The sequence below is a fragment of the Bradyrhizobium sp. genome (assembly GCF_030654605.1).
GTDB lineage: Bacteria > Pseudomonadota > Alphaproteobacteria > Rhizobiales > Xanthobacteraceae > Bradyrhizobium.
In genome coordinates, this window is record NZ_JAURXB010000093.1 from 46,674 (window position 1) to 59,245 (window position 12,572).

Sequence of the window (12,572 nt, forward strand, 5' to 3'; positions counted from 1 at the left end):
ATTTGAAAGCCGGATGCGGTCACCGCATCCGGCTTTCGTGCTTCGTAGGGTGGGTTAGCGAAGCGTAACCCACCGCCACACCAACAAGTTGGTGGGCTACGCTTTGCTAACCCACCCTACGATTTCATAGCCCATAGGATGGGTGGGTGATGGGTTTCGCAAGAGCTCAACCCATCCTACGCGCTGTTCCATTACCTTGATTGACAGAAGCGGATCGCGCTGCCTCGAACCGATTGTCCCAGGGAGAAAAGTTGGTCCTCACTGCCGCGGTTTCCTGTGAAGTTCGATCATCGTTCGCGGCGTGATCTCCTCGCATTGCGTAACCGACCGAGGTGACGACGCATTGCCTTCAACGCCTTCGATCGTGATGGACTGACGAACCTTGTTCCAGACGACATGGCGCGGGACATCGAAATTCATGAGAAGTTTTATCTCGTCCTGGTTGGCATCCGTCACCTCGCCTCGATACGCTCTTCCCTCCTTGCCACGCTCATAGAGCGCTTGTTTCGAAGCGGCATCCATCGTGAAGTACGCATTGCCTCCAGCGTGTTCACAGCGAACGGAGATCGGATGCTGAATTGGCTCGCGAATCCGGAAGCTCAGAATGCTTCGCGGGGGCATGACGGAGCATTTGTGGTTTAATGTCGGCCGAAAGATATCGTTGTCCATCCCCGGCCAAGTCATTGTCTTTCGAGCGCGGTCGAAAATCAGGTCGATCCTTCCGGATGGGACGGGCAGGATGAATTTGATCTTTTCGTCTTCCGTGGAAATAATCTCTCCTGAGTATGCATTGATCCCGAAATTTGTTTCGACACTGCTCGGTGGCGACTCAAGGACGATTGCCTTTGCATCGATGTCGAAGGTCGCGAAGTAGGGGCGGATTGGGATGCCGCCTTCACAGCGTACCGAGAATGATTCGGCAGCTGCCGCGCCATCCGGCGCCAGCACGAGCAAGAGAATGACAGGCAAACCCATGAGCCACTTCATGTCGCACGCTCCGTTTCGAACATGCTAGCCACCCGCCCGCGCTTCTGCGGTTAAAGACACTCCGTACAACCAATCGATTCCACGACAGCGTGCATTTGTCACAGCTGAAATAGTGAAAATTCAAATCAAATCGATGATTCCATTCAGGCCCGCGCCTTGCGCATCGTCGCCAGCACGATATCCGCCGCGCGGGTGCTCGGCGTCGCGTTGCCGGTCGACATGATCGCGTCGATCTTCGCGAAGGCCTCGACCTGTCGCCGCCGCAGCGGCGACTCTTCGAGTACATCGCGCAGCGCGCGCGACAATTTCTCCGGCGTGCATTCGGTCTGCAAAAATTCCGGAACGACGTTGTCGCCGACCACGAGGTTGGCGAGGATCACCGAGGGGACCTTGATCATCCGCAGCATGATCCAGGCCTCGATCGCGCCGGTGCGATAGGCCGTCACCATCGGCACGCCCGCCAGCGCCAGCTCCAGCGTCACGGTGCCGGACTTCGCCAGCGCCGCATGCGCGATCCGGAACGCGGCGCGCTTCTCGGCCTCGCCGATCACGATCCGGGGCTGCACCGGCCAGCTCGCCACGCCTTCGCGCACCGCTTCCACCAGATGCGGCATGGTCGGCAGGATCAGTTCGAACGCCACGCCCTCGTCGCGCAGTCGGCCGAGCGCGGCGCCGAACACTGCCGTGTGATGCCGGACTTCGCTGCGGCGGCTTCCCGGCAGCACCAGCAGCACCGGCGGAGATTCCGCGCGGCGCTTCTGCTCGTCAGGTCCGGGCCGAAGCGTGCCGATCTGTTCGATCAGGGGATGACCGACATAACTGCAAGGCGGACCACGCAGCTTGCGATATTCCTCTGGCTCGAACGGCAGCAGCGCCAGCACGTGATCGACATAGGCGGTCATCGCCCGCGCGCGGCCGGGGCGCCAGGCCCAGACCGAGGGCGAAACGTAGTTGACGATCGGGATCGCGGGATCGCTGGCGCGGACGCGGCGCGCCACGCGATGGGTGAAATCGGGGCTGTCGATGATGACGAGCACATCAGGCGATGCCTGCGTCACCGCCGTTGCGGTCTCGCTGATCCGCCGCAGCAGCATCGGCAGCTGTTTCACCACGGCCGCGAGGCCCATGATCGACAATTGCTCGATCGGAAACAGCGACACCAGTCCCTCGCGCGCCATCGCCTGACCGCCGACGCCCTCGAAACGCACCGCGCCGCCGAGCCGCTGGCGCAGCACCTTCATCAGGCTGGCGCCGAGCCGGTCGCCGGATTCCTCCGTCGCGATCAGGAATATTTTGCGCGCGACGCCGCTGGTTGTTCGTGGCGGGATCACGCGGGCAAACCCGTCACGAACAGGCCGGCCGCGTCGGCGGCCGCGATCATGGCCTGCGGCTCGACTACGATGGTATGGCCGGCAACGATGGCAATGCCCGATAGCCCGGCCTCGACCGCGCGCTCGACGGTGCGCGGCCCGATGGTCGGCAGATCGAAGCGCAGGTCCTGACCGCTCTTCGGCGCCTTCACCAGCACGCCGCGCGGCGCCCTGGCGCGGATCCGGCCCTCGCCGCGCAGCCGCGCCACCCGCGCCAGCAGGCCGTCGGTGCCCTCGATGTCCTCGACCGCGACCACATGGCCGTCGATCACGATGGCGGCCTGGCCGATGTCGAACGGGCTCAGCGCGGCCAGCACGTCACGCCCGCGCCCGATATCGGCTTCGGCCTTGTCGTCCGGCGCGGTCCGGGTGACGCAGCCCTCGGGCATCAGCAGGTCGGGGGCGACATCCTTGATCCCGACCATGCGGAATCCGTCCTGTTCGAGGATGCGGCCGATCCCCGACAGCAGATGATCGTCGCCGCCGCGGAACGCCGCCCACACCCGGCCGAGCACGCGAATGGTGGTCCAGTCCAGCCGGATCTCCGACAGCGCCGGCCGCACCAGCGTGCCGATGAACACCAGGTCGCGGCAGTTCTCGCTGCGAAACAGCTTCATGGCCCGGCCGATCTGGCCGACCGAAATCCAGTGATGGCGAAAACGCTGCACGGCAACCGGATCGCAGGCGCCCTTCAGTGCGAACAGCACGGGCTTGAGGCCGCGCGCGACCAGCGAGTCCGCCACCGCGAACGGCATGACGCCGCCGCCGGCGATCACGGCGACCGGCGAGGAAATCTGCAAAGCCTCATCCGTCATGGCATGCCCCCGGCGCCCCAAGGATCAAAGTCAAGGATCAGGGCGCCTTGCCGGCCTTCAGCGGCTGGCACAACTCGCGATGCTTTCCGGCATCGATGAAATCGAGAATTTCCGTAATCGCGGGATCCGCGCCCGCGTGTTGCCGTGCCTCGTTCAGGCGTTCGGCAAAGACGCCGGGACCGTGAAACAGCCCTTGATAAAACGATCGAACCCTGGCCAGTCGCTCGCGGCTGAACTTGCGGCGTTTCATGCCGACGATGTTGAGACCTGAAAGGTGGGCGAACTGGCCGTTGGCAAGACCGTACGGGATGACGTCGCCGCGCACCGCGGTGAGTGCGCTGACCATCACCTGCGAGCCGACGCGGCCGAACTGATGCACCGCCGACAGGCCGCCCATGAAAACGAAATCGCCGATCTCGCAATGGCCGCCCAGCGTCGCCGAGGTCGCGAAGATCACGTCGTTGCCGACCACGCAGTCGTGCCCGACATGGCTGCAATTCATGAAGTAACCGCGATCGCCGACGCGGGTGATGCCGCCGCCGGCCACGGTGCCGGCGCTCATGGTCGACTGCTCCCGGATGGTGCAGCCCTGGCCGATCTGGAGTTTCGTCAATTCGCCGCGCCAGGCCAGCGATTGCGGCGGGGTGCCGAGCGAGACGAACGGATAGATCGTGCAGCCGTCACCGATCGTGGTCCGCGCGGTGACGTAGACATGCGCGAGCAGCTTGCAGTTGGCGCCGATCACGACGTCGGGCCCGATCACGCAATAGGGTCCGATCGAGGTGCCCTCGCCGATCACAGCGCCATCCTCAACCCGCGCGGTGGGATCGATCGTACTCATCAAGGGGTCCGGTAAAGCCAAAGGGTGGAGGTTAATGTCCAAGGTTTTCCGGTCGTTAGCGCGACATCCCCGACCTGTCCAGTGACGTATGGTTACGCCGTGTTTCGGCACGCCGGTATCAACCCATGCGGGCGCCGGGGACGCCTCGCGCCCGGTCAGTCGGTCAGCATCGCGCCGACGTCGGCCTCGGCGACGGTGACGCCGTTGACGATGGCGTCGCCGTGAAACCACCACATCGCCTTGCGGCGGCCAATGCTGCGCATGTGGTATTCGATGGTATCGCCGGGCATCACCGGCTTGCGGAATTTGCACTTGTCGATGGTGAGAAAATAAACCGCGCGCGGCTTCTCGGTGCCTTCGACCGACTTGATGCCGATCACGCCGGCGGTCTGCGCCATGGCTTCGATCATCATCACCCCCGGATAGACCGGGCGGTCGGGAAAATGCCCCTGGAACGGCGGTTCGTTGAAGGTGACGTTCTTGATGCCGGTGCCCGAATAATCGGTGCGGATATTGATCACCTTGTCGATCAGCAACATCGGAAAACGATGCGGCAGCGTCTTCAGGATCTCATTGATATCGACCAGCGCAAACCTGACTGCTGCCGCCTCCGTCATTCCCGCCCCTCGCCCTTCTTATCGGCCGCGCCATCGCGCGCCAGACGCTCCACTGCCACGATTTCCCGGAACCACTGCTTCGTCGGTTTGGCAAAATGGCCGCCCCAGCGCCCGTTGGCCGGAATGTCATCCTTGACCGCACTCATCGCCGTAACCTGGGCGCCGTCGCCGATCTTGAGATGGTTGTTGATCCCCACCTTGGCGCCCAACGCCACATTGTCGCCAATCGTCAGACTGCCCGCCAGCCCGATCTGGGCGGCCAGCAGACAATGCCTGCCGATCGTCACATTGTGGCCGATCTGGACCTGATTGTCGATTTTGGTGCCCTCGCCGATCACGGTATCGCGCAGGCTGCCGCGGTCGATGGTGGTCCCGGCGCCGACCTCGACGTCGTTCTGGATCACGACGCGGCCGGTCTGCGGCACTTTCACATGGCCCCCCGGGCCAAAGAAAACGAACCCGTAGCCGTCCTGCCCGATGCTGCAGCCGGGATGGATCAGGACGTTGTTGCCGATCAGCGCGGACTGGATCGCCGTATGCGCGCCGACGTTGCAGTCCCGGCCGATCCGGACATTGGCGCCGATCACCGCCGCCGAACCGACCACCGTTCCGGCGCCGATTTCGACGCCCGGGCCGATCACCGCCAGGGGATCGACGATCACGCCGTCTTCCAGATGCGCCGTCGGATCGATCACGGCGGAGGGAGCGATGCCGGCATTGCCGAACCAGGATTGCGGGCGAAGGGCGTCGCTATACAGCTCGCGGGCGATCGTCACGAATTCGCGGAACGGCTGCGCCGCGCGCAGGACCGCGACATGGGCGGGCACGCTGGCCTCGAAACGCGCGCTGACCAGGCAGGCGCCGGCCCTGGTGGAAGCGAGCTGGTCGGCATATTTCAGGTTGTCGAAGAACGCCAGATGCATCGGGCCGGCTTCCTCGAGCGAAGCCAGGCCTCTGATCTCGAGGCCGCCGCGGGACGGATCGACCAGAGCAGCTTTCGTCAACGCGGCGAGTTCGGCCAGCGTCGACGACGGCGGTTGTTTGGAAAATGTCGGCTGCGCCATTCCACCCGTCGCGGTCCGGCCGGTGATCGAAGGAGAGCCCCGGTTCTGATCAATCACAACCGGGGTCTGTCTCTGTGTTGCCGCGTCTTCTTCACGCGAACCGGAAATCCGCTTCGCTCGAAAACGCCTTAGAACGATGTCCCGCCGCCAAACTTGAATTGCTGGACGCGGTCATACGCACCCTTGGTCAACGGCACCGCGTAATCGATGCGCAGCGGTCCGAACGGCGACGCCCAGATCAGACCGACACCCACCGAGCTGCGGACGACGTTGCCGTTGTCATACACCAGTCCCGTACAGGATCCGGCCGGAAGTGGAATGGTCGTCCCTTTGACACAGCCCGGCGCATTGACTTCGTTGGTAAAGGCCCACGACGTCGGTCCCTGGTAGTCGTAGAGCCCGCCGGCATCGGCATAGACCGACCCCTTGAGACCGACTTCCTTCGGCAGGAACCAGAACGGCATCTGCAACTCCGCCGAAATGCCCCAATATTTGCTGCCGCCGAGCGAGTCGCTGGTGCCATAGGGGTTGATGTCGCGCGGACCGATACCGTTGGGCGCAAAGCCGCGAACCAGGTTGGAGCCCATCTGGAAGTGATCGAGCATCCGCAGGTCGCTGTTGCCGATCTTGTTGAGAATGCCAGCCTGGCCATGGATCAATCCGACGATGTCGGCGACCAGCGGCGTGTAGTATTTCAGGTCGATCGCGGTCTTCAGATAGCTGACGTCGCCACCAACGCCGGCGAAGTCCTGCTTGAAATCGACCAGCAGGCCGTCGGTGGGGTTCTTGTTGTTGTCGAGCGTGTTGTAGTTCAGCGAATAGCCGATCGACGAGGTCAGCGTCTTGCCGTTCTGCAGTTCCTTGCGGACCGGCAGCGAAGCTTCACCGTCGAAGTAGCAGCCGAGCGCCGAGGTGTTGGAGCCACTGGCGGGGTTTCCGTTGGCCATGAAGGCCGGGCTGGGATTATACGACGGATTCGGCGTCACGCCGTCGGCCAGGAACTGGTTGTTGTTACAGTTCCTCAGGTAATCCGGCAGCGAAATCTTCTGCTCATAGATCGAATAACGGACCTGCAGGGAGAGATCTTCGCGCAGGCTGAATCCGAGCCTCGGGCTGAAGCCGATCGTGCTGGTGCCGTACGAAATATAGGAATTGGCGAGCTGTTCGCGCTGGAACAGGTCGAGCCCGAGCGCGACGCGATAGTCCAGCAGGTAGGGCTCCACGAACGACAGCGAGTAGCCGCGCGCATACTGGCCATAGGTCACCGACGCCTTCGCGTAGAGACCGCGGCCGAGGAAGTTGCGCTCGGAGATGCTGACCTCGGCCAGCGCGCCGTCGGTCGTCGAATAGCCGCCCGACACCGAGAAGTCGCCGGTCGATTTCTCCTCGAGATCGACCACGAGAATCACGCGGTCGCTGGAGGATCCGGGTTCGCTCGTGATCTTCACCGACTTGAAGAAATCGAGATTCTTCAGGCGGCGCTCGGCGCGATCGACCAGCGCGCGGTTGTAGGCGTCGCCTTCCGACAGGTCGAATTCGCGGCGGATGACGTAGTCGCGGGTGCGGGTATTGCCGCGCACGTTGATGCGCTCGATATAGGTTCGCGGACCTTCGTCGATGGCAAAGGTGATCGAGACGGTATGCGCCTCGAAATTGCGCTCGCCGCGCGGACGCACGATCGCAAAGGCATAACCGCGCCGCGAGGCCTCGATCTGCATCTCCTCGACGGACTTCTCCAGCGCCTCGGCATTGTACAGCGAGCCGACACGCACGCGCGAGAAGCTGCGCAGCACATTGCCGTCGAGCGTGCCGATGCTGGAGGCGAAATTGACCTGGGCAATCCGGTACTGCTGGCCCTCTTCGATCTTGAAGGTCACCAGGAAGCCCTTCTTCTCCGGATCGTATTCGGTGAGCGCGGCGACCACCTGAACGTCGGCATAGCCGTTCTTCAGATAGTAGCGGCGGATCAGGTCGCGGTCGGCCTCGACGCGGTCCGGATCGTAGACGTCGGCGCCGCCGAGAAAGCTCAGCAGGTTCGATTCGCGGGTCTTGATGACGTCCTTGAGGCGATACGACGAGTAGGCGACGTTGCCGACGAACTCGATCGACTTGACGCCGGTTTTCGAACCCTCGGTCACCGTGAAGATCAGATCGACGCGGTTGTTCGGCTGCTCGATGATTTCAGGAACCACCCGCACGTCATAGCGGCCGGAGCGGCGATAGATTTCGGCGATGCGCAGGGCGTCGGACTGTACCATCGGGCGCGACAGCGTACCGCGCGGCTTCGACTGGATTTCAGTCGAAATCTGCTCGTCCTTGATCTTCTTGTTACCTTCGAAGGCAATGCGGCCGATGACGGGGTTTTCCACCACGGTCACCACGAGGCGCCCGCCGGCCTGATTGATTCGCACGTCCTGGAACAGGCCGGTCTCGATCAGCGCTTTCAGGCCGTCATCGATTTGGCCCTGACCAAGGCGCCCGCCGGGCCCCGGCCTGAAATAGGAGCGAACGGTCTCGACATCGACGCGCCGGTTACCCTCCACCACGATCGACGAAGTCTGGGCAACGGCCGCAGACGGCACAAGCATAGCGGCCAGCGCAACGGCGACCGGCATCGCGAACATGATCAGGGTGGCCAACAAGCCTCCCCGCACTCGCATTCCAACATTCATGCGCCAAGCGCCCTTGTGATTCCACGGTTGGCCCGCACCCCTACGAACCAACAGATTCCCATTTGTTGCCCTGCTTGTAGCCAAATTTTCCGGGGCGGCAAACGTCCTATCGCAGTGCAATTTCATTTTCATTCCAAGACGTTGCCTATTGGCCACGTCACAAAAAAGCCTTCTCACGATGCCGCCAGATGCAGAATGTCGTTGTAGGTCGCAAACACCATCAGCATCAGCACGAGGCCAAGTCCGATTCGGAAGCCAAACTCCTGCGCCCGGTCCGACAACGGCCGCCCGCGCACGGCTTCCACCGCATAGAACAAAAGGTGACCGCCATCGAGCAACGGTACCGGGAACAGGTTAAGCAGTCCGATCGAGATCGAAAGCACCGCAGCAAGGTGGATCAGGGCGGCAACCCCGATGGTGGCGACCTGACCCGAAATCTGCGCGATCCGGATCGGCCCGCCGACCTGATCGGCCGCCTCGCGCCCGGTGAAGATGCCGCCGATATAGGCCATCGTGCGTTCGACGACGAACCAGGTCTCCTTGACGCCGAGCACGAGCGCGGTGGCGGGATCCACCCGCTCGGTCACCGTGTCGCCGGGATTGGTTGCCCGCGTGATGCCGAGCACGCCGAGGCGGTGAACGTTGCCGAACGAATCCTTCACTTCCCGCTGCTGCGGCGTGCCCTGCAACTGCAGGCTGGAATCGCCGCGCTTGATGGTGAACGACAGCTGCTCGCCGGCACGGGTGCCGACAATGCGCTGCATCTCGGAGAAGCTTCCGATTGCCTTGCCATCGATCGAGGTTACGACGTCGCCGGCTTGAAAACCGGCCTTGTCGGCGGCACTGCCCGCTTCCACCTTGTCGACCCGCGCCGTCGTGCTCGGCTTGCCGAAGAACGTGAACAGGCAGGTGAAGATCACGATCGCCAGCAGGAAGTTGGCAATCGGCCCGGCCGCCACGATCGCAGCGCGCGGTCCGACCTTCTTGTGGTGGAAACTGCCGGCGCGCTCTTCCGCGGTCATGGCGGAGAGCGTTTCGGACGACGGCGTGGAGGCTTCGCTCTCGTCGCCGAAGAATTTGACGTAGCCGCCGAGCGGGATCGCCGAGATCTTCCAGCGGGTGCCGTGGCGATCATTGAAGCCGGCGAGTTCCGGCCCGAAACCGAGCGAGAACGTCAGTACTTTTACGCCTGCCCAGCGGGCCACCAGGAAGTGGCCAAGCTCATGGAAGAAAACGACGATCGTCAGCACGAACAGGAAGGGAATGATGTATCCGATGAGCCCATGGCTCAACGTATTGAAACTATGTAGAAAAAACTCGGACATTCAATTCCCCTTAACCAAGGCCGCAGGCCCTGTCCCCAACCGTCTAGGATGCCTTTAAGGCAATTTGAGGCAAGAGGGAGGCAGCTTTATTTCGCGCATTATGGTCAACGGAAATCGCATCGTCCGCCGAGCTCAAAGGCGCCAGGTTCCCGGACCGGATCCAGTCGTTCATGGTGGCTTCGACCAGCCGGGCGATCGCGCCGAACTTGATCTTGCCGGCGATGAAGGCCGCCACCGCGACCTCGTTGGCGGCATTGTAGACCGTGGTCGCGCCCCGCCCCGTCCGCAGCGCATCGTAAGCCAGCCGAAGCGCCGGGAACCGGTCGAAATCCGGCGCCTCGAAGGTCAGCTGCCCGATCTTGGCGAGATCGAGCTTGGCGGCGGGACCGACGATCCGGTCGGGCCATCCGAGGCAATGCGCGATCGGCGTGCGCATGTCGGGCGCGCCGAGCTGGGCCACGACGGAACGGTCGGAAAATTCCACCATGCCGTGGATGATCGACTGCGGATGGACGAGAACGTCGATCTCGTCCGGCGTCAGCGCGAACAGGTATGAGGCTTCGATGACCTCGAGCCCCTTGTTCATCATCGAGGCGGAATCGATGGTGATCTTCTGACCCATGCTCCAGTTCGGATGTTTCAGCGCCTGCGCCAGCGTCGCCTGCTCGATGTCGGCGACCGCCCAGGTCCGGAACGGCCCGCCCGAAGCGGTGATGATGACGCGAACCAGTTCCTCGCGGTTGCCGGACGCCAGCGCCTGAAACAGCGCGTTGTGTTCGGAATCCGCCGGCAGGATGCAGGCTCCCGCCTTGAACGCGCGCTGCATGAAGAAATCGCCGGCGCAAACCAGGCATTCCTTGTTGGCCAGCGCGACGGTGGCGCCGCGATCGACCGCCGCGAGCGCGGGCTTCAATCCGGCCGCGCCGCTGACGGCGGCCATGACCCAGTCGGCCGGACGGGCAGCGGCTTCGATGATGGCGCTTTCGCCGGCGCCGCATTCGGTGCTTGTGCCCGCCAGCGCGGCCTTCAACTCGCCGAGGCGATCGGGATCGGCTACGGCTGCAAACCGCGCGCCGAATTCGCGGGCGAGCTTCGCCAGCCCCTCGACGTTGGTGTTTCCGGTCAGGGCCTCGACCTGATAGCGGTCGCGCGAGGCCCGCAGCAAATCCATCGTGCTGTCGCCGATCGAGCCGGTGGCACCCAGCACGGTCACGGAGCGCACGGCGGATTCCGTGGCCTTGTTGTTACGCAACGGGACAGCGCTCATATTTTCACCAAACCATAAGACCGCGGCCGACGCCATCGGCGCCGCCCCGCAAAAGACCGAAAATCGCCGCCAGGACGACCGCGGCGACGAAGCCATCGAGGCGGTCCATCAGACCGCCATGCCCGGGGATGATGTGACTGGAATCCTTGACGCCGAAACGGCGTTTGACGGCGGATTCGAACAGATCGCCGAGTTGCGACGCGATCGAGAGTACCGCGGCCAGCAGCAATAACGGGCCGGCCGGGCCGTACCCGAAGGCTGCAAAGCCTCCGGCAACGACCAGGCTCAAAGCAAAGCCGCCGAGCGCGCCCGCCCAGGTCTTTTTGGGGCTGACCCGCGGCCACAGCCTGGGTCCGCCGATACCGCGGCCCGCAAAGTAGCCGCCGATATCGGACGCCCAGACGACCATCAGGACCAGCATCAGCGCGGTGAATCCCCTGACCTCGTCGAGGCGCACCAGCACCGATGCAAGCAAGGCTGCGGCGGCGTAGACAAATCCCGTCGCAGTCCAGAGCCGGCGTTCAGCCGACAGCAACGCAACCGCGGCGAGGCCGACCGCCAGCACGACAAGCGCGGTATCGATCCGCCCCAAGGCGAGACAAATCCCGCCGAAAACAAGGGCTGCGGTGCCCAGCGCGATCACGCGCGGCTCGCGCCCCGCGCCGACGATCATCAACCATTCGACATAGAGGCCGATCGCGGCCAGCGTCACCAGCGTGGCCCACGGCCAGCCGCCGGCATAAGCGATGGCGATGGCCGCCGGTGCGAGCACCAGGGCGGCGAGCACGCGCATCATCAGATTGCGCGACCCCTTTTCGGCATCCGCCGCCGGTGCGGCTTCGCCCTCGGTCACGATCCGGTTTTCGCGGCCAGACCGCCGAAACGGCGCTCCCGCCTGGCATATTCGGCGATCGCCTCCTCCAGCGCCGCCTTGTCGAAATCCGGCCAGTGGATCGGCACGAACACCAGTTCGCTATAGGCCGCCTGCCACATCAGGAAATTCGAAAGCCGCTGCTCGCCGCTGGTGCGAATGATCAGGTCGGGATCGGGAATTTCGGGCGCGTCGAGGTATCTGCTCAGCGTGTCGGCATCGATCGAGGAAGGATCACGCTTTCCCTCGGCGACCTCCTGCGCCAAACGCTTGGCGGCGTTGGCGATTTCCTGGCGCGATCCGTAGTTGAACGCGACCACGAGATTGAGCCTGGTATTGCCCCTGGTCAGCTCTTCAGCCTCGTTCAGCAGCGCGCAGATATCCGGCTCCAGTCCGTCGCGCTCACCGATGACCCGGACCCGGACGCCATCGCTGTGCAATGTCGCGAGGTCGTTGCGGATGAAGCGCCTGAGCAGACCGAAGAGATCGCCGATCTCGCTCGCCGGACGCGACCAGTTCTCCGAGCTGAAGGAGAAGATCGTCAGATATAGGATGCCGAGCTCGTGGGCCGCGCGAACCACCCGCCGCAACGCCTCGACGCCACGGCGATGGCCTTCCGCGCGCGGCAAGCCGCGGGCGGCCGCCCAGCGTCCGTTGCCGTCCATAATGATCGCCACATGCAACGGCGCACCGGAGGGATCCGGGGCTTCGGTCGCAGGGGCGGCAGCATTCGACATCGGCTG

General features: G+C 63.7%; 11 protein-coding genes. All 11 read right to left on the reverse strand.

Annotated features, from left to right (window positions below; translation table 11 throughout):
* Window positions 1–258: 258 nt before the first annotated feature.
* The gene (locus Q7U29_RS09670; protein WP_304740792.1) at window positions 259–987 is read right to left on the reverse strand and encodes a hypothetical protein; all 729 of its coding nucleotides are present in this window, start codon (window positions 985–987) and stop codon (window positions 259–261) included.
* A gap of 143 nt (window positions 988–1,130) precedes the next feature.
* Window positions 1,131–2,318 (reverse strand): lipid-A-disaccharide synthase, encoded by a 1,188-nt coding sequence (lpxB, locus tag Q7U29_RS09675; RefSeq protein WP_370691725.1) that lies wholly within the window; start codon window positions 2,316–2,318, stop codon window positions 1,131–1,133.
* Entirely contained in the window at window positions 2,315–3,172 is an 858-nt protein-coding gene (locus Q7U29_RS09680; RefSeq protein ID WP_304740793.1) for an LpxI family protein, read from the reverse strand. Before Q7U29_RS09680 ends, lpxB begins: the two co-directional genes overlap by 4 nt.
* A 37-nt stretch (window positions 3,173–3,209) precedes the next feature.
* Complete coding sequence (gene lpxA, locus Q7U29_RS09685; protein WP_304740794.1) at window positions 3,210–4,013, reverse strand: acyl-ACP--UDP-N-acetylglucosamine O-acyltransferase; 804 nt, start codon at window positions 4,011–4,013, stop codon at window positions 3,210–3,212.
* A gap of 155 nt (window positions 4,014–4,168) precedes the next feature.
* The gene (gene fabZ, locus Q7U29_RS09690; protein ID WP_304740795.1) at window positions 4,169–4,630 is read right to left on the reverse strand and encodes a 3-hydroxyacyl-ACP dehydratase FabZ; all 462 of its coding nucleotides are present in this window, start codon (window positions 4,628–4,630) and stop codon (window positions 4,169–4,171) included.
* Window positions 4,627–5,694, reverse strand: coding sequence for a UDP-3-O-(3-hydroxymyristoyl)glucosamine N-acyltransferase (gene lpxD / locus Q7U29_RS09695; protein ID WP_304740796.1), 1,068 nt, complete (start codon window positions 5,692–5,694; stop codon window positions 4,627–4,629). The genes fabZ and lpxD overlap by 4 nt, the downstream gene beginning before the upstream one ends.
* A 128-nt stretch (window positions 5,695–5,822) precedes the next feature.
* Window positions 5,823–8,366: an outer membrane protein assembly factor BamA gene (gene bamA, locus Q7U29_RS09700; protein ID WP_304740797.1), complete on the reverse strand. Its 2,544-nt coding sequence runs from the start codon at window positions 8,364–8,366 to the stop codon at window positions 5,823–5,825.
* Window positions 8,367–8,539: 173 nt separating this feature from the next.
* Complete coding sequence (gene rseP / locus Q7U29_RS09705) at window positions 8,540–9,691, reverse strand: RIP metalloprotease RseP (RefSeq protein ID WP_304740798.1); 1,152 nt, start codon at window positions 9,689–9,691, stop codon at window positions 8,540–8,542.
* Window positions 9,692–9,734: 43 nt separating this feature from the next.
* The gene (dxr, locus tag Q7U29_RS09710) at window positions 9,735–10,958 is read right to left on the reverse strand and encodes a 1-deoxy-D-xylulose-5-phosphate reductoisomerase (RefSeq protein WP_304740799.1); all 1,224 of its coding nucleotides are present in this window, start codon (window positions 10,956–10,958) and stop codon (window positions 9,735–9,737) included.
* Window positions 10,959–10,962: 4 nt separating this feature from the next.
* The gene (locus Q7U29_RS09715) at window positions 10,963–11,811 is read right to left on the reverse strand and encodes a phosphatidate cytidylyltransferase (protein ID WP_304740800.1); all 849 of its coding nucleotides are present in this window, start codon (window positions 11,809–11,811) and stop codon (window positions 10,963–10,965) included.
* Window positions 11,808–12,566, reverse strand: coding sequence for an isoprenyl transferase (locus Q7U29_RS09720; protein ID WP_304740801.1), 759 nt, complete (start codon window positions 12,564–12,566; stop codon window positions 11,808–11,810). Before Q7U29_RS09720 ends, Q7U29_RS09715 begins: the two co-directional genes overlap by 4 nt.
* Between the last annotated feature and the right edge of the window lie 6 nt (window positions 12,567–12,572).

What these genes read in the sequence shown, in the direction of transcription:
- Q7U29_RS09670 (WP_304740792.1), bottom strand. Translation starts at nt 987, where the DNA reads ATGAAGTGGCTCATGGGTTTGCCTGTCATTCTCTTGCTCGTGCTGGCG.
- Q7U29_RS09680 (WP_304740793.1), bottom strand. Translation starts at nt 3,172, where the DNA reads ATGACGGATGAGGCTTTGCAGATTTCCTCGCCGGTCGCCGTGATCGCC.
- lpxA (WP_304740794.1), bottom strand. Translation starts at nt 4,013, where the DNA reads ATGAGTACGATCGATCCCACCGCGCGGGTTGAGGATGGCGCTGTGATC.
- fabZ (WP_304740795.1), bottom strand. Translation starts at nt 4,630, where the DNA reads ATGACGGAGGCGGCAGCAGTCAGGTTTGCGCTGGTCGATATCAATGAG.
- lpxD (WP_304740796.1), bottom strand. Translation starts at nt 5,694, where the DNA reads ATGGCGCAGCCGACATTTTCCAAACAACCGCCGTCGTCGACGCTGGCC.
- bamA (WP_304740797.1), bottom strand. Translation starts at nt 8,366, where the DNA reads ATGAATGTTGGAATGCGAGTGCGGGGAGGCTTGTTGGCCACCCTGATC.
- rseP (WP_304740798.1), bottom strand. Translation starts at nt 9,691, where the DNA reads ATGTCCGAGTTTTTTCTACATAGTTTCAATACGTTGAGCCATGGGCTC.
- dxr (WP_304740799.1), bottom strand. Translation starts at nt 10,958, where the DNA reads ATGAGCGCTGTCCCGTTGCGTAACAACAAGGCCACGGAATCCGCCGTG.
- Q7U29_RS09720 (WP_304740801.1), bottom strand. Translation starts at nt 12,566, where the DNA reads ATGTCGAATGCTGCCGCCCCTGCGACCGAAGCCCCGGATCCCTCCGGT.